19 protein-coding genes are annotated in these 22,842 nt (G+C 69.1%); 8 read left to right on the top strand and 11 right to left on the bottom strand.

The window, feature by feature from the left end; translation table 11 throughout:
- Nucleotides 1–41: 41 nt before the first annotated feature.
- The 4 genes from ELQ92_RS02035 (at nt 42) to ELQ92_RS02050 (ending at nt 4,963) form a co-directional block, all read left to right on the top strand.
- A complete protein-coding gene (locus ELQ92_RS02035; RefSeq protein WP_128497284.1) occupies nt 42–1,292 on the top strand; it encodes an aminotransferase class III-fold pyridoxal phosphate-dependent enzyme in 1,251 nt (416 codons plus the stop codon).
- Nucleotides 1,293–1,388: 96 nt separating this feature from the next.
- On the top strand, nt 1,389–3,005 hold the full coding sequence (locus tag ELQ92_RS02040) for an ABC transporter substrate-binding protein (protein ID WP_128497285.1): 1,617 nt from the start codon (nt 1,389–1,391) through the stop codon (nt 3,003–3,005).
- A 72-nt stretch (nt 3,006–3,077) separates the two neighbouring features.
- A complete protein-coding gene (locus ELQ92_RS02045) occupies nt 3,078–4,091 on the top strand; it encodes an ABC transporter permease (protein ID WP_128497286.1) in 1,014 nt (337 codons plus the stop codon).
- Nucleotides 4,088–4,963, top strand: a complete 876-nt coding sequence (locus ELQ92_RS02050; RefSeq protein ID WP_208004205.1) for an ABC transporter permease — start codon at nt 4,088–4,090, stop codon at nt 4,961–4,963. The genes ELQ92_RS02045 and ELQ92_RS02050 overlap by 4 nt, the downstream gene beginning before the upstream one ends.
- 150 nt (nt 4,964–5,113) lie before the next feature.
- Here ELQ92_RS02050 and ELQ92_RS02055 read toward each other — a convergent pair whose 3' ends face one another.
- Nucleotides 5,114–6,799, bottom strand: coding sequence for a dipeptide ABC transporter ATP-binding protein (locus tag ELQ92_RS02055; RefSeq protein ID WP_166426678.1), 1,686 nt, complete (start codon nt 6,797–6,799; stop codon nt 5,114–5,116).
- 155 nt (nt 6,800–6,954) lie between these two features.
- Here ELQ92_RS02055 and ELQ92_RS02060 point away from each other — a divergent pair, with 155 nt between their 5' ends.
- Entirely contained in the window at nt 6,955–7,779 is an 825-nt protein-coding gene (locus tag ELQ92_RS02060) for an aldo/keto reductase (protein WP_128497287.1), read from the top strand.
- Between the two features lie 24 nt (nt 7,780–7,803).
- Here ELQ92_RS02060 and ELQ92_RS02065 read toward each other — a convergent pair whose 3' ends face one another.
- The 5 genes from ELQ92_RS02065 to ELQ92_RS02090 form a co-directional block, all read right to left on the bottom strand.
- The gene (locus ELQ92_RS02065; RefSeq protein ID WP_128497288.1) at nt 7,804–8,085 is read right to left on the bottom strand and encodes a hypothetical protein; all 282 of its coding nucleotides are present in this window, start codon (nt 8,083–8,085) and stop codon (nt 7,804–7,806) included.
- Between the two features lie 179 nt (nt 8,086–8,264).
- The gene (locus ELQ92_RS02070; RefSeq protein ID WP_128497289.1) at nt 8,265–9,455 is read right to left on the bottom strand and encodes a M20 metallopeptidase family protein; all 1,191 of its coding nucleotides are present in this window, start codon (nt 9,453–9,455) and stop codon (nt 8,265–8,267) included.
- A 151-nt stretch (nt 9,456–9,606) separates the two neighbouring features.
- Nucleotides 9,607–12,831 carry a glycoside hydrolase family 38 N-terminal domain-containing protein gene (locus tag ELQ92_RS02075; RefSeq protein ID WP_166426679.1) on the bottom strand — a complete coding sequence of 1,075 codons (3,225 nt, stop codon included), beginning with the start codon at nt 12,829–12,831 and terminating at the stop codon, nt 9,607–9,609.
- Nucleotides 12,828–14,681: a class I mannose-6-phosphate isomerase gene (locus ELQ92_RS02085; protein ID WP_208004206.1), complete on the bottom strand. Its 1,854-nt coding sequence runs from the start codon at nt 14,679–14,681 to the stop codon at nt 12,828–12,830. Before ELQ92_RS02085 ends, ELQ92_RS02075 begins: the two co-directional genes overlap by 4 nt.
- Before the next feature lie 152 nt (nt 14,682–14,833).
- Nucleotides 14,834–15,895: a LacI family DNA-binding transcriptional regulator gene (locus ELQ92_RS02090; protein ID WP_128497292.1), complete on the bottom strand. Its 1,062-nt coding sequence runs from the start codon at nt 15,893–15,895 to the stop codon at nt 14,834–14,836.
- A 158-nt stretch (nt 15,896–16,053) separates the two neighbouring features.
- On the opposite strand from ELQ92_RS02090, the gene ELQ92_RS02095 reads away from it, so the two are divergent.
- Genes ELQ92_RS02095 through ELQ92_RS02105 form a run of 3 tightly spaced genes read left to right on the top strand, consistent with a single transcriptional unit; the run spans nt 16,054 to nt 19,030 of the window.
- Nucleotides 16,054–17,304, top strand: coding sequence for an ABC transporter substrate-binding protein (locus ELQ92_RS02095; protein WP_128497293.1), 1,251 nt, complete (start codon nt 16,054–16,056; stop codon nt 17,302–17,304).
- 8 nt (nt 17,305–17,312) lie between these two features.
- Nucleotides 17,313–18,212 carry a carbohydrate ABC transporter permease gene (locus ELQ92_RS02100; RefSeq protein WP_128497294.1) on the top strand — a complete coding sequence of 300 codons (900 nt, stop codon included), beginning with the start codon at nt 17,313–17,315 and terminating at the stop codon, nt 18,210–18,212.
- Nucleotides 18,209–19,030, top strand: coding sequence for a carbohydrate ABC transporter permease (locus ELQ92_RS02105; protein WP_208004207.1), 822 nt, complete (start codon nt 18,209–18,211; stop codon nt 19,028–19,030). Before ELQ92_RS02100 ends, ELQ92_RS02105 begins: the two co-directional genes overlap by 4 nt.
- A gap of 98 nt (nt 19,031–19,128) precedes the next feature.
- On the opposite strand, the gene ELQ92_RS02110 is transcribed toward ELQ92_RS02105, so the two are convergent.
- From ELQ92_RS02110 to bla, 5 genes are all read right to left on the bottom strand, one after another.
- Nucleotides 19,129–19,734 (bottom strand): hypothetical protein, encoded by a 606-nt coding sequence (locus tag ELQ92_RS02110; RefSeq protein WP_128497295.1) that lies wholly within the window; start codon nt 19,732–19,734, stop codon nt 19,129–19,131.
- Between the two features lie 32 nt (nt 19,735–19,766).
- A complete protein-coding gene (locus ELQ92_RS02115; protein ID WP_128497296.1) occupies nt 19,767–20,429 on the bottom strand; it encodes a cation efflux transmembrane domain-containing protein in 663 nt (220 codons plus the stop codon).
- Complete coding sequence (locus ELQ92_RS02120) at nt 20,426–20,770, bottom strand: ArsR/SmtB family transcription factor (RefSeq protein ID WP_128497297.1); 345 nt, start codon at nt 20,768–20,770, stop codon at nt 20,426–20,428. Before ELQ92_RS02120 ends, ELQ92_RS02115 begins: the two co-directional genes overlap by 4 nt.
- Before the next feature lie 28 nt (nt 20,771–20,798).
- Nucleotides 20,799–21,746, bottom strand: coding sequence for an ROK family protein (locus ELQ92_RS02125; RefSeq protein WP_128497298.1), 948 nt, complete (start codon nt 21,744–21,746; stop codon nt 20,799–20,801).
- A gap of 71 nt (nt 21,747–21,817) precedes the next feature.
- The gene (gene bla / locus ELQ92_RS02130; RefSeq protein WP_424979754.1) at nt 21,818–22,732 is read right to left on the bottom strand and encodes a class A beta-lactamase; all 915 of its coding nucleotides are present in this window, start codon (nt 22,730–22,732) and stop codon (nt 21,818–21,820) included.
- Nucleotides 22,733–22,842: the final 110 nt, after the last annotated feature.

Consider the following 22,842-nt stretch of genomic DNA (forward strand, 5'->3'; position numbering starts at 1 on the left):
TCTCCGCATCCCTCGCCCGGTCCCCAGCGAGAAGGACCCCCATGACGATCGAGACCATGACGCCGTTGCTCAAGCCCGTCGATGCCGCACTGCGCGAACGTGCCGCTCGCGTCATCCCCGGCGGGATGTACGGCCACCTCAACGTGACGCTACTGCCGGCGTCGTACCCCCAGTACTACCGCTCGGGCGACGGCGCCCGCCTCACCGATGTCGACGGCAACGAATACATCGACTTCATGTGCGGCTTCGGTCCGATGATCTCGGGATACAAGAACCCCGTCGTCGAGGCGGCCGCTGCGGCACAGCTCGCCGAGGGCGATGCCCTCGGCGGGCCCACCCCGCGCATGGTCGAACTCGCCGAGTTGCTCGTCGACACCATCGGCCCGGCCGATTGGGCGATGTTCGGCAAGAACGGCACCGACGCGACGAGCCTCGCGGTGACGATCGCCCGTGCCGCGACGGGGAAGCGCAAGATCCTCAAGGGCACGACGGCGTACCACGGCGCCAACGCGTGGTTCAACCCGAACCCGCTCGGGTCGACACCCGAGGACCGCGCCAACATCATCTACTTCGAATTCAACGACATCGCGTCGCTCGAAGCGGCGGCGGCCGAGGCCGGCGACGACCTCGCGGGGATCATCGCCTCTCCCTTCAAGCACGACGGGCCGGCCGATGACCAGCGCCTCGCCGATGTCGAGTTCGCCCGAGCGGTCCGCGCGATCGCCGATCGGAACGCGGCCGTGCTCATCATGGACGAGGTCCGCACGGGCTTCCGGCTCGTGACCGGCAGTGCGTGGGAGCCGCTCGGCGTCGCCCCCGACCTCATCGCCTACAGCAAGGCCATCGCGAACGGCTACGCGCTGTCCGCCGTCGTCGGCATCGACTCCCTGGCGCAGGCCGCCTCCGACATCTACGCGACCGGATCCTTCTGGTACTCCGGCGTCGCGATGGCGGCGGCGATCGCGAACATCGGCCTGCTCCGTGAGACCGACACGCCCGCCTACATGGACCACGTCGGCGCGCTGTTCCGTACGGGTCTGCAGGCCCAGGCGGAGGAGAACGGCTTCGAGATCGTGCAGAGCGGGCCCGCCGTCATGCCGTACCTGCGGTTCGTCGGCGACACGGACTTCGCGACAGCGCTCGCGTTCTCCGGCGCCGCGGCCGCCCGCGGCGTCCTCCTTCACCCGGTGCACAACTGGTTTCTCTCCACCGCCCACACCGAGGCGGACATCGCCGAGGCCCTCGAGCGCACGGCGGACGCCTTCGCGGAGACGCGCTCCGTCATCGGCTGAGGCCCCTTCCGCTCGCTGACTCGCTCGACCATCCCGCTCCACCCCGACCAGCTCCATCCCCGACCGGCACTTGATCGACCTGACGAGGAGTTACCCGTGAATCCTGCACCACAGCGAACCCGACGCCGGTGGAGGGCCGTCGCGACCGCGGCGGTCGCCATCGCGCTCGCCCTGACCGGCTGCGCCGGCGGAGTCCCCGCGGCCACGTCGGGCGATCGACCCCTCGTGATCGCCCGCGCGATGGACCTCACGACGCTCGACCCGCAGCGCGGCTACTGCGACACCTGCCAGATCCTCTACACCGCCCTCTACGAGCGGCTCGTGACGATCGACCCCGCCGACACGTCGACGGTGCTGCCCGGTCTCGCCGAGACGTGGGAGGCGAACGCCGACAACACGGAGTTCACTTTCCACCTCGACACGGACGCCGTCTTCTCGGACGGATCCCCCGTCGAGGCCGCGGACGTCAAGTGGAGCTTCGAGCGCCTCGTGAACCTGCAGGGCTCCGCGTCGTTCCTCCTCGCCGGACTCGCGGGTATCGAGACGCCGGACGCCGAGACCGTCGTGGTCTCGTTCGAGAACCCCAATTCCGCCTTCCTCGCGATCGTCGCGGCTCCCTACCTCGGCATCGTCAACAGCGAGGTCGCCGAGGAGAACGGCGCGAGCGCGGCCGAGGACGCCGCCACGACGGATGACGCCGAGGGCTGGTTCCTCGCGAACTCCGCTGGTAGCGGCCCCTACACGCTCACCGACTATACGTCCGGTGAGTCGGTCGAGCTCGCCGCGAACGAGGAGTACTGGGGCGACGAGCCGCAGTTCACCTCCGTCGAGATGAAGGAGGTCACCGACTCGAGTTCGCAGTTGCAGCAGCTCCAGCAGGGCGACGTCGACATCGCGATGCAGATCTCCCCCGACGCGCTCGCGCAGCTCGAGGGGAACGAGGCGATCTCCACCGAGATCGTCGACTCCTTCAATTACACCTACATCGCGCTGCTCCCGGCGGCGCCCGGCGGTGAACCGCTCCAGGACGTGCGTGTCCGCGAGGCGATCCGCATGGCCGTCGACTACGACGGACTCGTCGACACCCTCGTCGCGGGATACGGCAAGCTCCAGGGCTCGCCTATCCCGAACGGGTTCGAGGGCAGTGAGGAGGTCGCGCTTCCGAGCTACGACCTCGACGGGGCCAAGGCTCTGCTCGAGGAGGCCGGGTACGCCGACGGCTTCACCCTCAGCGCCACGTACCCGAAGCTCGTCGCCTACGGCGTCGACCTCGACCTGCAGATGCAGGCGGTGCAGCAGGACCTCGCCGAGATCGGCGTCACCCTCGAGCTCAACCCCACCGACTTCAGCCAGTGGGCGTCGACGATGGGCGGGGAGGGCACACCCGTCACGGCCGTGTACTTCGCTCCCGACCACACCGACTCGAGCCAGTACGTGCAGTACTTCGGCAACATCGACCAGGGCGGACTCGTGAATCCGTGGACAGGTTCGGTGTCGCAGGAGCAGACGGACCTGCTCGCCGAGGCGCTCAGCCAGTCCGGTGACGAGCGCGTCGCGACGTACGAGGCTCTTGCCGAGTCGATGGCGGCCGACACCTTCGTGCTCCCCATGGTCAACCCGCAGTTGATCCTCGCTTACGCGAGCGACATCAGCGGAGTCGCCTACAGCCCCTGCTGCAACCTCGAGATCGGGCAGCTCGGCCTCAGCGGCTGATCGACGGGCGGGCGGAGCGCACCCCCTCAGCGCTCCGTCCGCCTCTTCCCCCCCGTCCCCACTGGAGACCTCATGACCCGCTTCGTCCTCCGTCGCCTCGCGATCGTCCCGCTCCTCCTCCTCGGGCTCGTGACGATCGCGTTCGTGATCTCCCGCCTCATGCCCGCTGATCCGATCGCCGCGATCGTCGGCGAGCGCAGCATGGGCAATCCGGAGGTCGTGCAGGCGGCGCGGGAGCGCTGGGGGCTCGACCAGAACGTGTTCGTCCAGTACCTCAGCTACGTCGGCCGACTGTTCACGGGCGACATGGGCACGTCGTTCCAGACTCGGGCGGCGGTCTCGAGCGACCTCGCTGAGCGACTGCCCGCGACGCTCGAGTTGACGATCCTCGCCCTCATCATCGGGGCGATCTTCGGAACGGTGCTCGGAGTGATTTCGGCGAGCCGGAAGGACTCGTTCGCCGACAACGCCGCGCGCGTGTTCGCCCTGCTCGGGTCTTCGCTCCCCGTCTTCTGGACGGGACTGCTCTTCCTCTTCGTCTTCTACGCGCAACTCGGGATCGTGCCGGGACCCGGGCGCTTGTCGGCCCGCGTGGAGGCCCCGCCGCACGTCACGGGCTTCTACACGATCGACGCGCTGCTCGCCGGGAACGTGCCTCTCTTCGTGGATGCGTGGGGACACCTGCTGCTGCCGGCGTTCGTCCTCGCGTGGGGGCTCATGGGCACGATCAGCCGGCTCGTCCGCGCGGCGATGCTCGACGAGCTGCACTCCGATTACGTCCGCACCGTCCGGGCGAAGGGCATCGCGGAGTCCGCCGTCATGCGGCGCCACGTGTTGCGCAACAGCCTCACGCCCGTCATCACGATCGTCGGATTCGCCTTCGGCTCGCTCCTCATGGGCGCCGTGCTCGTCGAGCAGATCTTCTCGTGGAACGGCATCGGAACCTACGCCGTCGAGGCGGCGCGGAGCCTCGACTACCCGGCCATCAACGGCGTCACCCTCCTCGGCGGCGTCATCTTCCTGCTCGCGAGCCTCGCCACGGACCTCGTGTACGCCGCCATCGACCCGAGAGTGAGACTCGCATGACCGCAGCACCCGGTGTCGCCGGTTTCGGCACGACGTCGATCACGGTTCTACGCACCGCGCGCGATTCCGCGTGGATGCGTCCGCAGATGGTCTTCGGCTACGTCATCGTCGCGTTCTGGCTCGTCCTCGTCGTGGGTGTGCAGTGGATCGCGCCGTTCGACCCGCTGGCGTCCGTCGGTCAGCGACTCTCCCCGCCGAGTGCGGCGCACTGGTTCGGGACGGACGCGCTCGGGCGCGACGTGCTGAGCCGCGCACTCCACGGTGCCCGGTACTCCCTCCCGATCGCCCTCGTGTCCATCGTCGCGTCGGTGGTCGTCGGGAGTGTGCTCGGCGCCGTCGCGGGGTACGTGGGCGGCATCGTCGACGCGATCATCATGCGCATCGCCGACATCACGATGTCGTTCCCCGCGATCCTCCTCGCGATGGCCGTCGCCGCAGCGCTCGGCCCGGGGCTCAACAACGCCGGCATCGCGATCATCATCGTCTGGTGGCCGATCTATGCCCGTCTCATGCGCGGGCAGGTGCTGTCGATCAAGGAGCGCGAGCACGTCGAGTCGGCGGTGGCGATCGGAGCGTCGCGGAGCCGCATCCTGTTCCGCCACATCATCCCGCACGCCTCGACGCCGACCCTTGTGAACGCGACGATGGACCTCGGTCAGATCGTCCTGCTGGTGGCGTCGCTGTCGTTCCTCGGTCTCGGCGCCCTGCCGCCGACGCCGGAGTGGGGCGCGATGATCACGGAGGGGGCGAAGAACTTCTACCAGCCGTGGATCGCCGCGGCACCGGGCCTCGCGATCGTCTCGATCGTGCTCGCGATCAACTTCATCGGCGACGGCCTGCGCGACGCCCTCGATGTGAAGGCCCGCCGCTAGCCCCCCCACCCCTGCGTTTGCGTACGCAACAGACAACCGCGGGTGCAATTACACGCGCGGGTGCCCGTTGCGTACGCAAACGACGCGACGGAACGGAACGGGACGGGACGGGACGGAACGGGGAGGGGTGGGGCGGGGAAGGGTGAGCGCTCAGGCGGGGAGGCGAGTGCCCGGGATCGCGCCGAGCAGTTCGCGCGTGTACTCCTCGCGCGGCGACTCGAAGAGCTCGTCGGGAGTGCCTGACTCGACGATGCGTCCGCGCGACATGACGTGCACGTAGTCGCTGATCTGGCGGACCACCGCGAGATCGTGGCTGATGAAGAGGTACGTGAGCCGGTGCTCGCGCTGCAGCCGAGCCAAGAGATCGAGGATCTGTGCCTGCACGACGACATCGAGCGCTGAGACCGCCTCGTCGAGCACGAGCACTTCCGGCTGCAGGGCGAGAGCGCGAGCGATCGCGACGCGCTGACGCTGCCCGCCTGAGAGCTGGTGCGGGTACCGGTCGGCTGTGTCGGCGGGGAGGGCGACCTCCTCGAGCAGAGCACGCACGCGCCCGGAGCGCTCCGCGGCGGTACCGATGCCGTGCACGACGAGCGGCTCCGCGATCGTCGCACCCACGGTGAAGAGCGAGTCGAGGGAGGCGAACGGGTTCTGGAACACGGGCTGGACCCGCCGGCGGAAAGCCGTCATCTCCGCCGCCGAGAGAGACGCGATGTCGCGTCCGTCGAACGCCACGGTGCCGCGCGTCGGAGCATCGAGGCCCAGGACGAGTCGGGCGGTCGACGACTTGCCGGATCCGGACTCGCCGACGATCGCGACGGTGCTGCCGCGCGGAATGTCGAGCGTCGAGCCCGCGACGGCCGCGAAGGTGCGCGGCTTGCCGAACGCCGAGTCGCGGACGGAGTACTCCTTCACGACGTCCGTGAGCGTGACGATCGCCTCACCCGTCTCGCCCGCGGCGGCGTAGGGGGTCACGCCTCGCGCTACTCCACGGCGCGCGGCGAGTGCGGGGGCGGCGTCGAGGAGCTTGCGGGTGTACTCGTGCTGCGGGTCCTCGAGGAGTTGAGCGGCGGCGCCGTGCTCGACGATCGTGCCGCGGAACATGACGAGGACCTCGCTCGCGCGCTCAGCGGCGAGGGCGAGGTCGTGCGTGATCATGAAGAGGGCCGTGCCCATCTCCGCCGTGAGCTCGTCGAGGCGGTCGAGCACCTTCCGCTGGACCGTGACGTCGAGCGCGCTCGTCGGCTCGTCGGCGATGAGCAGCTTCGGGCGGCACGCCAGCCCGATCGCGATGAGCACACGCTGCCGCATGCCGCCGCTGAACTCGTGAGGGAACTGCCGGAAACGGCGCTTCGGCTCCGGGATGCCGACCATGTCGAGCAGCTCGATCGCCCGCTTCGTCGACTCGCGTGACGACGTCCCGTGCGCTTCGAGGGCCTCGACGATCTGAGCGCCCACCCGGTGGACGGGGTCGAGGTTCGACATCGGGTCCTGCGGCACGAGCCCGATGCCCGCCCCGCGCACTCGCGTGAGGTCCCGGGCGCTCGCCGTGACGAGGTCGCGACCGTCGAAGAGGATGCTGCCCGAGTCGATGCGGGCATTCGTCGCCAGGAGCCGGTTGATCGCGGCAGCGAGAGTCGACTTGCCCGATCCGGACTCGCCGACGACGGCGAGCGTGCGGTGCGCCGAGAGGTCGAGGCTCGCATGCGAGACGGCGGTATGCCGGCCGCGGGAGGTGCTGAACGAAACCGTGAGGTCGCGCACGCTGAGGAGGGGTGCGGGGTCGGCGGTCGTCGAGTCGGCGGTCGTGGGTGCGATCAGCACGTTATCGGACATGGGTCCAAAATAAACTCCGCACGTTTCGACGGCGTGGACGTGTGTTTCCGATCTGTTTAATATCCGGCAGACCCGATGCCTTGGCCGATGCCCGGGAGGTTCCCCGTGCTACACCTGTTTTCGGACGATCGTCCGAAAACCTCAGGAGGTCATCGATGCACGCCCCGCCCGCCGCCCCTGCCCACCCGACGTTCGGAATGCCGCAACTCGGCCTCGGCGTCTTCGACATGGACGATGAGACCACCGCTCGAATCGTGTCGACGGCGATCGAACTCGGCTATCGATCCATCGACACCGCGTCGGTCTACGGCAATGAGCGAGGCGTCGGCGAGGGAATCCGGCGGTCCGGCATCGATCGCGGCGAGTTGTTCGTCACCACGAAGCTCTGGATCGACGCGCACGACGAGGTCGCCGCGGTGCGGGCGTGTGAGCAGTCGCTCGATCGGCTCGGCCTGGAGCGCGTCGACCTCTACCTCGTCCACTGGCCGTACAGCGCGGGAGGGCGGCACCGCGACGCCTGGCGCGGCCTCGAGGCCGCAAAGCGCGCCGACCTCACGCGGCACATCGGCGTCTCCAACTTCTCGCCGACCCAGCTCGATGATCTCGTCGCACTCGGCGGGGAGGTGCCCGTCGTCAATCAGATCGAACTGCATCCCTTCCATACGCGGACGGCGGAGCAGGCCACGCACAGAGCGCTCGGGATCGTCACGGAGTCGTGGTCGCCTCTCGCGCGGGGACGGGTGTTCCGCGATCCCGGGCTCCAACGGATCGCCGTGAAACACGGCGTGACCGTCGCGCAGGCCGTGCTCCGCTGGCACGTTCAATCAGGGTTCGTGACGGTGCCGAAGTCCGCCGTCCCCGAGCGTCTCGCCGAAAACCTCGACGTCTTCGAATTCGCCCTCGACCCGGAAGACATGGCCTTGATCGAGGAGCTCGACCGCGGCGAGCACATCGAGCCGGACTACTACCGCCTCGCCTGACGGTGGGGGACGCGGCTCTCGGGGTCAGAGGGCGAGCAGGTCGTTCGTGAGGTCCCACTCGCCGGCGACGGCCGGCCCCGACCCTGCAGTCGAGACCGAGGCGACGCTCGATTTCCGCTGGCCGCGCGTGAGGGCGTCGATGCGTTGTGCAGAGAGTGTGGCCCGGGCGACCCGCACGTCCTCCTCCGACACGTCCCAGTCGAATCGTGCGCCCAGTTGCACGCGGTACTCGTCGGACAGGTGCCCGAGCAGCGCATCCGCCTTCATCGTCGCCACCCACACCGCGTCGTCGCTGCGATCACCCATCGTCGACACCTCCTCGTACTGAGGAGACGGGCGGAACGCCGGATCATGACGGCGCGCAGCGTCGTCCGGAGGTGTGAGAGCGGGTGTCACGACGAGAGACACTACCAGCGCCTGAAGCCGGGAGGGACACCCACGTGTAGGGGGTCCCGCGCGAGGGTCGGACGGCGGGCTTCGCGGCGTCAGATGGCGGGCGCGGCGAGGTGGGAGAGGGCGAGCGCAGCGAGGGCCGCGGCCTGGTCGCCGAGCACGGAGTCGTCGAAGAGCACACGCGGGGAGTGGTTGTAGGCGACCGTCGTGGAGTCCAGCTCACGCGGGGTCGTCTGCAGGAAGATGAACGTTCCGGGCACTTCGTGCAGCACGAAGGAGAAGTCCTCGCTGCCCATCCGCGGTACGGCCATCGTCTCCACGCGGCCGGGCCCGAACGTGTCGCTGAGGGTCATCATCGCCGCAGCGGTGGTACCGGGGTCGTTCGCCGTGACGGGGTAGATCGTCTCGAACCGCACCTCGGCCCGGCACCGATGCGCCGATGCGATTCCGGACGCGATCCGCTCCGTCTCGATCGCGAGGGTCTCGAGCGCCTCGTCGGAGAGCGCCCGAACGGTCGCCCCGAGGCTCGCCGAGTCGGGGATGACGTTGATCGCTTCGCCCGCGGACAGCTGCGTCACGGTGAGCACCACGGGATCGAACACGCTGAAGCGCCGTGTCACCATCGACTGCAGCGCGGAGACCGTCTCGGTGAGCGCCGGCACGGGGTCGAACGCGCTCGACGGCTGAGAACCGTGACCGCCTTCACCGACCATGCGGATGCGGAGGGTGCTCGACGACGCCATCGCCGGACCCGACCGCATGGAGAAGACGCCGTTCGGGCCGGGGATCACGTGGATGCCGTAGGCGGCGACCGGTCGCGTTCCTGCTGCATCGAGCACGCCCTCGTCGATCATGATCTTCGCGCCGCCGTAGCCCTCTTCGCCGGGCTGGAACATGAAGATCACCGAGCCGTGGAGCTCGTCGCGGCGGGCGGCGAGCAGTCGGACGGCGCCGACGAGTCCCGACGTGTGAAGATCGTGACCGCACGCGTGCATCGCACCGTTCGTCGAGGCGAAGGGGAGGCCGGTCTCCTCCCGGACGGGGAGACCGTCCATGTCGCCGCGCAGGAGCACCGTCGGCCCCTCGTGCGCACCTCGTAGGACCGCCACGATCGAGGTCGTCGCGGTTCCGGTCGTGATCTCGAGGCCGAGGCCCTCGAGCTCGGCGAGCACGGTCGCTTGCGTCTTCGGCAGCTGCAGGCCGACTTCCGGAGCGGCGTGGAGCTTCCGGCGGAGGGCGACGAGGTCCGGCAGGAGTGCGTTGGAGTCCGCGGTGATCGACATCGAGTGGGGTCCCTTCGGTGATTCCCCAATGCTTCCACACCCCAGGCCGTCGCTGCGGGCCGCGAGAGGATGACCGCGATGCGCGGCTGTCTCCGTCTCGAGGCCCGGAGGGTCGACGAAAGCCGGCACATCGGCGGCTGCGGGGCCGGGGTCAGGCGAGGGTGAGGATCACCGCCCGAGGGCTGAGGCGCGGGATCTCGACGGTGACCGTGGTGCCCGATACGGTGAGCGGCTCACGCTCCTCGCCGAGGAACGTCGCCGCTGCAGCGGACGCGATACCGCCGGGGACCGCGACGTCCACACTCACGGGAGCGTCGACGAACGACTGCAGGCGCACCAGCAGCCGCCCACCTCCGAGGGAGTGAACGGCGACGAGCTTCACTCGTGCGTCGCTCACCGCGAGAAGGGACCTCTCGGCGGGCGCATCCGCTTCAGTCGAGCGGGCGTTCGCCTGCACGACGAGGGGTGGGTGGACGAGCGCGGCGCTCGTTGCGACCGCGATCTCCTCCACAAAGCCGGACGCCGAGGGCGAGCCCGACGTGGAGGATTCCGCTGGGCGGACGCCGATCGCGTAGGAGAACGTCGCCTCGAAGGCCTGCCGGGTGGGGAAGTTGGTGTCCCACACGTTGTTGTGGACCCACGAAAGGATCGTGCCCGGCTCGTACGGCGACGTGCTCGCGGGGAACGGCGCGTACGGCAGTGCGATCACGCCGCGCTCGACGAGCGGGACGTCCTTCGTGACCCACGCGACGGCGCCGTCCGCCGACTCCACCGTGACCCAGTCGCGGACCGCGCGCATGTGCTGCGGGGCTCCGGGGACGTGCTCGAGACCGTCGCCCGTGACGCCGCCGCTCACCTCGTACCGCACGACCGGGTCGTCTCCCGCGAACGGGAAAGCGAAGAACGCGCTCTCCTTCGCGTCCGTCATGTCCTTCGCGATGCGGTTCTCGATGACGAGGGCCGGCTCGCCGTGCCGCAGCCGCAGAGTCACGCGCACCCACTCGGCTCCCGCCGCCGGGTACTCGTAGACGAGCCGCTCCTCCACGGCGTCCGACTCGCGCTCGATGAGCGCGGCGGGACGCGCGCGCCACCGGTCGCCGAGCAGTTCGAGTTCCTCGGAGGTGGACGTCTTGTTCGACTGGTGGTTGAAGCCGCCGGCGCTCGTGTACAGGTCGTAGATGTACTCGTTGCCGCCGAAGAGCGAATCCGGGTTGAGGAGCTCGCGGCCCGTCGACAGTTCGACGATCGACGCGATCCGGGACATCGAGAGGTCGACGTGCACGCGGAGGTGCTCGTTCTCGAGCACGAGCGGATCGGCGACAAACGTCGATGCCGCTGCCGCCGACTCGGGATCACCGTCCGTCGTGCGCAGATCGATGCGCACGAAACCGACGGAAGGGAGGGATCGCACCCGCGCCGTGACGAACCGGCCCGCCTCGCGGTGCTCGTGGTTGCTCTGCGCCTCCTCCACGTAGGGGAGGGACTCGCCCGTCCGCCCGTCGTGAAGGGTGAACGCCGTGCCCATCGGCACCGTGCTCTCCCGCACGAAGATCCTCACGGCGGTGTCGCGTTCGATCGCCGTCGTGTTGACGGCGTAGAAGCTCGCGCGCGCACCGTCCGCTACCCCGAGGTCCGCTCCGAGGAATGCCGAGGCGCGCTCGAGGTACTCGCCGGCCGTCTGCTGCGCGACGATCGAGTTCGCGACCTTCCACTGCCACTGCACCTCGCCCGAGTCGAAGCCGTGGTCGGAGAACCGCCACGAGTTTCCCGCGCCCCACGTGTGCTCGTTGAACATCGAGATCGTGCGGTAGGTGTCCTCCGACTGCTCGGCCTCGCCGGGGAGATCGGCGCCGGTGACGAGTGCACGCACGGCGGACACGGTCTGCGCGTCCGTCACCTTCGCTTGCGCGTCGCGCACGAGGGTCATCGGGTATGCGGCCGATCCGACGCCCTCGACCCACCAGTCGCCCCAGTCGCCCTCGAACGTCTGGATCTCGTCGCCGAGGCGCTTCTCCGCGTCCTCGAAGAAGTCGGCGTTCGTGGAGATGCGGATGGTCGGAGAGAGCCACGTCTCGTTCCACTCGCGGGCGATGTCCGCTGCACGACGGCGGGCTGGGGCGTTGTCGCCCACGAAGCCCTGCGTCCTGAGGTGGACGATGTCCCACGGGTACGGCGTGCGATCGACGGCGTGCGAGGTGCCGTGCCAGCCGAAGACTCCGGGCGGGAAGGGGTACGGGTTCGCCGCGAGCGACTCGAGGTAGACGGGCAGGTGGTCCTCGACGGCGGAGTAGTCCTGGTGGAAGCCGAGGAGCGGACCCTCCATGTACGCCATGCCGTGTGGGCTGTCGGTGAGCCAGACGAGGACCGACTTGCCCGACGGCGCGGCCCAGCGGAAGAGCCGGGGGAGGAGCTGCCCGCCGTTCAGTTGCGGCATCGAGCGGCCCGCCCAGTTGTGGGCCACGGCGAGGTACTTCACGTCGTTCTCGGCGAGGGCGTCGGGCAGACCGACGACCGTGCCGGGGACGTCGGTCTGCATCGCGGACGGGATCGGGATGTCGTACTGCGCCGCGATCCGGCGCGCGGTGCGCAGCAGTTCGTGGAGTTCGTCCGTTGAACATGTGTCGGTGTGGAGGTTGTAGGGGAGCGCCGTGAGTTCTGCCCGCCCCTCGCGCACGTAGCCGACGAACTCGTCGACGAGGTGCTGCGGGCGGGACTGCGCCCAGCTCTCGAACGTGAAGATCGACTCGACGACCCAGCGGAAGCGCTCGCCGTCGAGCTCGCCCCCCGAGTCGCGCAGCAGCTCGAGAGCGGAGTCGAGGAACGAGCGCTGGTGCGCGAGCACGATCGCCTGCGGGTCGGTGTACCCGATGTCGAAGTGGGAGTGGTGCACGACGTGGATCGTCCAGTCGCGCACGGGGAGCACGGTGAAGGTCAACTCGGTATCGGCGTCGAGTGATGGCACGACGAGTCGCATGACGGTGTCCGACTCGACGGCCGGCACGAAGAGGCGGTAGGCGCCGCGGGGGCCGTCCTCGACCCGGACGTCGACGTCCTCGCCGTCCACGGTGCGGAGGGTGAGTCCGTTCACGTCGATGACGGTCGAGTCGTCGGTGGTCCCGGCCTCGACGTCGAGGGCGATCCCGCCGTGCTGCACCGCGGATCCGAGCGAGATGGGGCGGTGGATGTCGCCGATCTCGAGGCGGATCGCCTGCTCGCGCGCGCCGTCGCGCCCGGCGCGGACGAGCTGTTCCGGGATTACGCGGACGTTCTCGCCACCGACGACCTCCGTCGCTGCGGCGGCCGAGGAGAAGAGTCCCGCTCGTGCTCCCGTGTCGGTCCATGGTCGGGCGGCGATGAGTGCCTTTACCTTGCTCATGTCATTCCGTTTCTGTGGTGTCGTGCGTTGCGGTGGAATCGGGTGCCCGTGCCCGTGCCCGTGCCCGTGCCCGTGCCCGTGCCCGTGCCCGTGCCGGCGACGAAGGCCTTCACTGTGGCGAGGCGCCGTCCGACGCTCTCGCCGTGGGGCCGGATCGTGTACGGGCCGACCGCGGCGGGGACGATGAAGGTCTCGGCATAGTGCACGACCCAGGGCTCGAAGGCGCCGATGGGGCTCTCGACGATCGCTTCGTCCCCCTCGACGAGGTTGAGCACGTTGACCGTGCCGTTCGTGTCGTGCTGGACCACGTCGGTGAACCAGTGCCGCCGCACGTCAATGAACTCGAACTCGTGCAGTCCTGTCCGCTCCTCGACCCAGCCGTGGCCCTCGCCGATCGGCTCGACGCGGTCGACGAGATTGCGCGTCGTCCACTCGGTGTCGCGGTCCCACTGGATGTTCGCGGCGGCGTGCTCGAGGTGGATGGGACGGGGCCGCCCGTCGAGGCCGACGCGGCCCCAGTCGTGCATCTTGAACGTGAAGATGTAGGGCGTCGCGGAGATCTCGAGCACCATCGAGTCGGCGCCGGAGCAGTGCACGGTGCCGGCGGGGATGAGGAAGTGATCATGCTTCCGCGCCGGGAACGTGTTGACGTACGTCTCAGCGGGGAAGTCGGTGAAGCCCGTCGCTGCCGCGTGGAGGTCGGCGAGCATCGCATCGCGGTCCACGTCGGTCTTCACGCCGAGGTACACGACGGCATCGTCGGAGGCGTCGAGCAGGTAGTAGCTCTCGTCCTGCGTGTAGTGCATGCCGAACGTGTTCTGGATGTAGTCGGTGAGGGGGTGCACCTGGAGCGAGAGGTTGCCGCCGCCGACGGTGTCGAGCATGTCGAAGCGGATGGGGAACTCGGCGCCGAAGCGCGCGAAGGTCTTCTCGCCGAGGAGCTCGCGCGGGTGACGGAAGACGAGGTCGATCGCGGGGATCTCGACCGTGTCCTCTCCCGACGCGATGAGCAGGCTGTTCTCCTCCGGGACGCAATCGAAGCCCCACGCGAAGTTGTCCTCGCCTGAGATGCCGAGGTTCTCCTTCATCCACTGCCCGCCCCAGACGCCGGGATCGAAGAAGGGCACGACCCGGAAGGGGCGCGTGACGGCGAGTTCGAGCGCCGCGCGGAAGCCGTCGCCCGTGAGGAGCCGGGCCTCGGTGACCGAGTCGTTCGTGTCGAGCACGAAGTCGAGTCGCTCGAAGAGCGAGCGCTTGTGCCGGTCGGCGACGCGCCACTCGACGAAGAAGCCGCGCTTGACCTTTCGGATCGCGTCCTCGTCGCCGTTGCGGGCCCGCCAGTTCGGCGCGCCGGCGCGCTGCCGGCGCTGGATCTCCCAGCGGGCCAGGTCGGCGAGCACGACGACATCGAAGGGAACGGGCGCGAGCGTCGCGCCCCACCCGATGACGATGCTGCGCCCGCTCGCCGCCTCGATGTCAGCGGCAGCGCGGTCGAGTTCCGCCGGGTCGTAGAAGTCGCGCAGCGTGTGGTGACTCATGACGCCGAAGACGCGGTCGTCCGTCAGGTTGCCGTCGATGAGGGCGTCGATGCGCTCAGGGGAGAGGGCCGCGAGTTCCTCGATGTCGAAGATCGTCGCGTCCGGGAGGTGCCGCTGGATCTCGGCCCGGAGGGCGGGGAGATCGACGCCGGGGTACGTGTCGACGGCGATCGATCCGCCTTCGCCCGCTTCGGCCGCGATGCGCGCCCACGCGTCGGCGCCGCGCCGGACATCGTGTCCGTCGGGCAACGGGATCGTCGGTCGCGGGTCGTACGCCGCCGTGCGGCGGAGCGCGGATGGGTGAGAAGCCATGGCCTCCCTTTCGCCTGTTTCGTCGTTGAAGAGACGGGGTCGATGTGGTCGCCGGAGGGTGGTGGTCGGCGCTCGGGCCCGAAGCGTTGGTAACGATATCAGTCGAGGAGCGGGTGCACCAGAGCCATCTCGCTCCGGCCACGCGGACGGCGTCAGAACAGGTCGCGGAGGGTGACGGGAAGCTCGAGAGTGCGTGCGTCGAGCGGCTGCGGAGCGTCCCCGAGTCGATCGAAGAGCATGGCGGCGGCACGGCGACCGAGATCACCGGCGTCGTGGTCGACGACCGACAGGCGCACGGGCGCGATGTCGGCGAAATCGAACGAATCGAAGCCCGCGACGCGGATGTCGAGGCTCGAGGTGCCCGCAGATCCGCCGGAGCGTCGCCGCGCGACGATCGCGCGGATGGCTCCGACGGTGTTGCGGTTGTTGGCGCTGAACACGGCGGTCGGCGGGTCAGCGAGCTCGAGGAGTTCCGTCATCGCCTGTTCGGCCGAGCCGACGTCCTGCTGCCCCACACGGATGAGCTCGTCGTCCGGCCGCAGGTCGAGTGCCTCGTGCGCGAGGGTGAAGCCCTCGAGTCGGCGCCGTCCCGTGAAGACCGATCGCTGACCGAGGTAGGCGATGCGGCGGTGTCCCTCGGCGAGGAGCGCGGCCGTCGCACCGCGGGCCCCCTCCACGTCGTCGATCAGGACCGTGTCCGCGGCCACGTCCGCGACGGCCCTCGATGCGAGCACGAGGGGAACCCCGCCGAGCCGCTCCGGCTGCAGATGGGCGGCGTCGCCTGCGCTCGACGGCACGACGATGAGTCCCTCGACGCGCCTCCCGATGAAGTCGGCGACGAGCTGCTTCTCGAGGTCGGCGTCCTCGTTCGAGTTGCCCACGAGGATGCGGCGGCCGTGGGACGAGGCGATCTCCTCGACGCCCCGCAGCATCTCGGCGTAGTACGGGTTGGCGATGTTCGTGATGGTGACGCCGACGAGCCCGGACCGGTGCCCGGGTCGGAGACTGCGCGCATTCTCGTTGCGGTGGTACCCGAGGGTCTCGACCGCCCGCGCGACCCGTTCCTGTACCTCGAGCCTGACGTTCTTGCCGCCCGAGAGGACGCGCGACACCGTCATGGGGCTGACTCCCGCCTCGAGCGCGACGTCGTGGACGGTGGGACTCGACGACCGGCGAGCGCGCGGTCTCGCGTCGTTCGGTCCGTCGGTCGTCATAGCGCCACGGTATACCGAAGCGGCCGGACCGCCGGGGAGCGGCCCTTGTGGCCCTTCGGGCGGCGTGTTACTGTGCGTGTGCTTGGTAACGATAACAACCGGTCCCGACCGGATGCACCTCACCCGCCATCACATCTGCTCGAACAAGGGAGTTCAGCGTGAGATTCTCCAGAAGCGCCGCGGCAGCGGCAGTCCTCGTGCTCGGCGCCGCCGCGCTCTCCGGATGCTCGGCCGGGGGCGCCTCGGGCGCCGACTCCGGCGAGCTCGTTTTCATCACCGACAAGACGTGGGACTTCGACAACTTCTCGAAGGAGTCGAAGAAGGACATCGACGTCGCTCTCGAGACGACGGCGTACGCCGACCAGGAGGCTTTCCAGGCCTTCGTGAAGCAGTCCTTCCGCACCAACAAGAGCCCAGGGCTCTTCACGTGGCACACCGGCGGCCAACTCGAGGAGCTCGTCGCCGAGGATCTCGTGGCGCCCACGACCGACATCTGGACGAAAGCCGTCGAGAACGGTGACGTCGCCGAGTCCGTCCGTGACCTCTACACCGTCGACGGCGAGCAGTACTGCACACCCATCAGCGTGGACGACTGGGTCATGTACTACGACAAGCGCACGTTCGAGGAGTACGGCCTCACGGCGCCCGCCACATGGGACGAGCTCATGACGGTCTCGGACACCCTCGTCGACAACGGTGTCGCACCGTTCTGGAACGCTGGCGGCAACCCGTGGGCCTTCGTCTGGTTCCAGATCCTCGCCGCCGGCACCGACCTGGACCTCTACACGGGCCTCACGACGGGCGACGTGAAGTTCACGGACCCGGAGGTCGTCGAGGTCATGAACATCTGGCTCGACATGAAGGAGAAGGGCTACTTCACGGACCCGGGCTCGAAGGTCGCAGCCGAGACGCAGATGAAGGATCAGGAAGTCGCGATGATCCCGTTCGGCACCTGGTACGCGAGCACCCTGACCACGGTCGGGCTCGAGAGCGGCACCGACTGGGGTGTCTTCCCGATCCCGAACGTCAATCCGGACCAGGAGACCACGCCCGTCGCGATCGAGACCGCTCCGGCATGCACGGCATCGAACTCGCCGCAGAAGGACGTCGGCCTCGAATACGCGGAGTGGTGGATGAGCTCGGAGGCGCAGACCGCGTGGAGCGAGCAGGAGGGCAACCTCCCGTACAACCCGAACGCCGAGGCATCGACCGAGGAGTTCCAGACCATCGGTGCCGAGTTCGCCGACCCGAGCTACGAGTTCTACCTGCGCTGGTACGAGGCGGCCCCCGCGCCGATCCTCACCGCATCCCTCGACCAGTTCACGGGCTTCATGACCAACCCCGGTGACCCGACCCCGTACCTCGAAGGCATCCAGCAGGTCGCCGACGAGTACTGGGCCGGCAACTGACGACCGGGATGGCCCGCCGTTCCTCGACGAACTACCAACGCGCCGCCTGGGGCTTCCTGGCCCCGGGCGTCGTGGCGGTCGTCCTCGTCCTCCACCTGCCCGTCGTCTACACCGTCTATCTGAGCTTCACCGACTTCAACGGACTCGGTGATCCGGACTTCGTCGGTCTCGACAACTACGTGCGGATGTTCCGCGACCCCGCGGTCCTGACGTCAATCGTCAACACACTGTTGTGGGTGGTCGGGACCCTCGTCGTCCCGGTCGGCCTCGGCCTCGTCGTCGCGTATCTGGCGTTCGGGCTCCCCGGAGGCGCCTGGCTGCGCGTGCCGTTCCTCATCCCGTACGCGCTGTCCGGTGTCGCCGTCGGCGTCGTGTTCTCGTTCGTGTTGCAGAACGGGGGAGCGCTGTCACAAGCGCTCGAGTGGCTGAATCTCCCCGGATCCGAGTTGCGCTGGCTGCAGGACGCGCCCCTCAACACGTTCGCGATGATCATCGCCTCGGCGTGGCAGGGCGTCGGAGTGAACGCTCTCCTCTTCACGGTGGGGCTGCAGTCGATCCCGAAGGAGCCACTCGAGGCCGCGAAGGTGGATGGAGCGGTGGGCTGGCGCCTCTTCCGCTACATGATCTGGCCGCTGCTTCGCCCGTCCACGACGATCGTCGTGGGCCTCTCGATCGTGAACAGCCTCAAGACGTTCGACATCGTGCAGTCGATGACCCAGGGCGGACCGAACCGTGTCTCGGAGACGCTCGGCGTGACGATGTACCGGAACACGTTCCTCAACAGCGAATACGGGCTCGGCGCCGCCGTCGCCCTCTTCCTCACGGTCATCACTCTCGCGGCGTCGATCATCTACCTGCGGAGGCAGCTCACCATCGGCGACCCCGTGAAGAAGGCGGTGCGGTCATGATCTCGAGAATCGTCCGGTACGTCGTCCTCGGTGCGCTCGGCATCCTGTGGCTCCTTCCCATCTACCTGCTGCTCGCCAACGCCGGGAAACTGACCTCCGAGTACTCCGGCTCGCAGTTGTGGTCACCCGGCAACCTGCCGGCCCTGCTGTCCAACGTCGGCGAGGTGTTCTCGACCACGGACGTTCCCTCGGGGCTCGGCGTCACCTTCCTTTACGCGACGATCGCGCCGTTCATCGCGGTGGTCCTCGGCGCGGGCATCGGTTTCGCCGTGATCGTGCTGAAGCTCAAGCACGGCTTCTTCTGGTTCTTCGCCGTGTTCTGCGGCACCGTCTTCCCGCTGCAGATCATGGTGATCCCACTCTTCGCGGCGTTCTCGCAGATCGGTCTCTTCGACACCTTCACGGGCATGACGATCGTGTACGCGGCGGTGGCGACGCCGTTCTCCGCGTTCGTGATGCGCAACTTCTTCGCGGGCATCGCGGAGACCGTGTTCGAGGCGGCGGTCGTCGACGGGGCGAACCCCTGGCGGATCTTCACCCGCATCTATCTGCCGATGTCGCGCAGCGCTCTCGTGGTCGTGTTCATCCTGCAGGCGACGTGGGTGTGGAACGACCTCCTGCTCGCTCTCGTGCTCACCCAGAGCGCGTCCACGCGACCGGTCATGCCGCTTCTCGCGGCGCTGCAGTCCACGGAGGGCGGCGGCTCCGCCTACACGGTCGTGCTCACGGCGGCGCTCATCGTCTCGATCCCGACGGCGCTCCTGTTCATGTTCACGCAGCGCATCTTCCAGCGCGGTCTGTCCCTCGGCCAGTACTGAGGCGGTGGGTACTGAGGCTCTGGCGCGTCCTGGAGGGCCGGCTTCGCCGGCGCTCCACTCTCCGCCGACCGCCACGGGAGTGCGGGCCGCTCGGAGGGTCACCGGGGGAGGCGCACGCCCGCCGATCGGAGTTCGAGTGCGGCGAGGTGCCGGACGACCGCGGGGTCACCGCGACGCCAAGCGGCGATGACCGCGGGGTCGACGGCCAGGACGTCGCGCGGTTCGTGCTCCGTCAGGGCCCGGAAGGCGAGCAGCTCGACGGCGTTCGGGGAGGCGGCGAGTCGAGCGAGCCGGCCCCGGCGGACGGCACTGGAGAGCCGCGGCCGGACCCATGCGAGCGCAAGGATCGCGACGACGATCGCCACGATCATCCAGGAGACGATCGCAGCAAGCGTGTGGACGCCGAGTTGCCAATTCTCGCCGGCCGTCGCAAGCGAATCGGCGGCGCTGCTCGCGGCGTCGAAGGGGCCGCCGATGCTCTCGCCGATGAGCGGCGTCGACGACAACGCGTCCCCGACGTCGCTCATCGTCGACGAGAGCCCCCGCCCGGATTCCTGGACGTTGCGGCCGATCGTGTCGAGCGCCGTGATGGTGCCGTGGATCGTCACGGCCAGCAGGATCCCGGCGACGAGCACGACGAGCGCGATCACGTCTCCGAGGATCTGCCCGGTCCGCTGCCGCCGAAAATCCGAATACAGCTTCACGCGATCCTCCTCGTGCTCGAAAGGTCATCGTCTCATCTGTCGTCGTGCTCCTCCTCGAGAAGCATCCCCACGGAGGTGGCACACGCGTCCCCGCGCCACGCCTCGATGCCCTCGTGGACTGCGAAGCCCGCGATGACGAGTCCCGCGACGGCGTCAGCCCACCACCAGCCGAGCAGGCTGTTCGCGACGAGCCCCACGAGGACGGCTGCCGACAGATAGGTGCAGATCAACGTCTGGCGTGAGTCGGCGACGGCGCTCGCCGAGCCGAGTGCGTGACCGGTCCGCCGTTCCGCGACGGAGAGGAACGGCATGATGACGACACTGAGTGCGGTGATGACGATTCCCAGCGTCGAGTGCGCGACCTCCAGGCGAGCGGTGAGCGCGAGCGCCGACGAAGCCGTGACGTAGACCGCGAGAGCGAAGAAGGCGACGGCGATCACGCGCAGAGTGCCCTTCTCCCACCGCTCCGGGTCTCGGCGCGTGAACTGCCAGGCCACGGCGGCGGCGGAGAGGACCTCGACCGTCGAGTCGAGGCCGAAGCCGATGAGGGCCGCCGAGGAGGCGAGGGTGCCGGCTGTGAGGGCGACGATCGCTTCCACGAGGTTGTACGTGATCGTCGCGGCGACGATCCATCGGATGCGGCGCTCGAGCAGTTCGCGGCGCTCTCGAGTGATCGGAGGCGAAGCGGTGCTCATGAGCACGTGCACCCGTCGTTCGAGCAGCACGTGGGATCGACGTGCAGGACGACTCTCACGAGCTCCCCGAGAGCCGGGGCGAGGTGCGGGTCGGCGAGCCGGTAGAGGGAGCGGCGTCCGTCGCGGGTGGCCTCGACGAGGCCGCAGCCTCGGAGACACGCGAGCTGGTTCGACATGACCTGGCGGGAGACGCCGAGGGTGTCCGCGAGGTCGGACGGGCGAGCGGGTGCCTCGCGGAGCGCGAGGAGGACGCCGGTCCGCGTGGCATCGGACAGCGCGTAGCCGAGGCGAGCGATGGCGGCGGCGTGCGTCGTCGTGACGGTCGTGTCTGCGAGAGGCATGCCGCCTACAGTACAGCGTTCGCTGTATTCAGGCGAGGGTGTCGCGGGGGGACGCCGGGTGGGCGGCGCCGACACCCCAGGCGGCCGCTCCGAGGAGCGGTGCGTCGGCGAGAAGGGTCGAACGACGGACGAGGGGCGGTGCCCCGCCGCCGTCGAGCAAACCTCTCCGGAGGGGCGGTTCGAGCAGGTCCCACGAGCGGGAGATCGATCCCCCGACGACGAGTTCGTCGGCCCGGAAGCGGCCCAACCAGGGCGCGAGTGCGACGCCGAGCGAGTGGAGGGCGTGATCGAGCACCGCCGTCGCGTCGGCATCGCCCGCGCGAGCGCTCGCCGCGATCTCGGCGACCGTCGTCGTGATGCCGGTGCGGCGGGCGAAACCCGTCATGATCGCACGAGTCGACACGGTGTCCTCGAGCGGGCCGCCGTGGACGTCGATGCGGAAGGCGTAGCCGTCCGGCGGTACCGAGGGCCCATCGGTGACGGGCAGCCCGGCGTCGAGGAAAGCGGAGCCGACGCCCGTACCGAGCGTGATGCACACGGAGCGGTGCGCGCGCTGCGCCGAGCCGAACGCCCACTCGCCGATGCCGTAGGCGACGGCATCGTTGAGGAAGTTGACGTTGTGCGGACCGATGTGGAGGCGACGCGCGAACTCCGGGTGCAGGGGGATGCCGGCGAGTGATGCGAATTTGGCGACTCCGGCGAACGTGCCGATGCCGGTGTCGTCGTCGAACGGCCCGGGCATCGCGACGATGCACTCGTGGGCAGCCGGATCCACAGCGAGAGCCGGTCGGGCGATGTCGTCGAGAAGAGCGCCACGTCCGGCGTGCGGATCGATGTCGTGATCGGCGCGACTCTCGACCCGCGCCGTCCGCCCGTCCGTCACGACGATCGCCGCGGTCACGTGCGATCCACCCACGTCGAGGACGCGGATGCGGCGCTCTGCCGACGCAGGAGACAGCGACGGCACTTCGTTCACGTCGTCAGCCTAGCCGCCACTGGTAACGCTACCAAGTGCGCGTTCCGAGCAGGGACGCGATGGTCGGCGTCTTACTCCGTCGACGAAGGGCGGAGGGCGTCGACGGCGATCTCGGTGGCTCGCGCGATGAGGGCGTCGTCGGACTCCGCATCCTCGGCGGCCCGGTCGGAGAGGATTGCGAGCACGAGGGGGTCGCTGCCATCCGCCGGCCAGATGACCGCGATGTCGTTGCGGGTCCCGTACGATGCCGAGCCCGTCTTGTCGGCGACCGTCCAGTCGCCGGGCACGCCGGCACGGATGAGGTCGTCCCCCGTCGTGTTGAGTCTCAACCAGTCGGTGAGCAGGGCGCTCTCGTCCTCGCTCAGCGCGTCGCCGAGGACGTAGGCCCGCAGGTCCGCGGCGAGCGCCGCCGGTGTGCTCGTATCGCGGACGTCGCCCGGTATGGCCGAGTTGAGGTCGGGCTCTTCGCGCTCCGACACCGTGACGTCGTCGCCGATCTCCTCGAGCGCGGAGTCGAATCCCTCGGGGCCGCCGAGCGCCTCGAGGAGGAGGTTTCCCGCCGTGTTGTCGCTGTAGCGGATGGCGGCATCGGCGACGTCGCTCAGGGTCATACCCTCGTCGACGTGCTCCTCCGTGATGGGGGAGTGGGCCACGAGGTCGTCCTCCGTGAACGTGACGACCTCGAGGAGACCGGGGATGCCGACGGTGTCGAGAAGGGCGCCGGCGGCGAGGGCCTTGTACGTGGACGCGAAGGCGAAGCGTTCGCCGGCTCGCCACTGCACCTCGGCCCCGGTCGCGGTGTCGAGCGCGTAGACGCCGAGTCGTGCGTCGAACTCCTCCTCCAGGGCCGTGAAGGCGGGATCGGTCGCCGGGGGTGTGGGAGACATCGGCGTGGCGGAGGGAGTGGGTGTCGGTGCAGTCGAGGCGGGCGCAGGGCTCTCGCCGGTCGAGCACCCGGTCAGCGCGAGGAGGCCGAGCCCGAGAATGAGCGCGAAGCCACCGGGGCGGCGGGACGAGACGGTGAGCGGCACGACGAGATCTCCTCCGGTGACGAGCGGTGAGTCTTCGACACTACCCACGCCACCGGCCTGTCCGC

The sequence above is a fragment of the Labedella populi genome, from assembly GCF_004078655.1.
Taxonomy (GTDB): domain Bacteria; phylum Actinomycetota; class Actinomycetes; order Actinomycetales; family Microbacteriaceae; genus Labedella; species Labedella populi.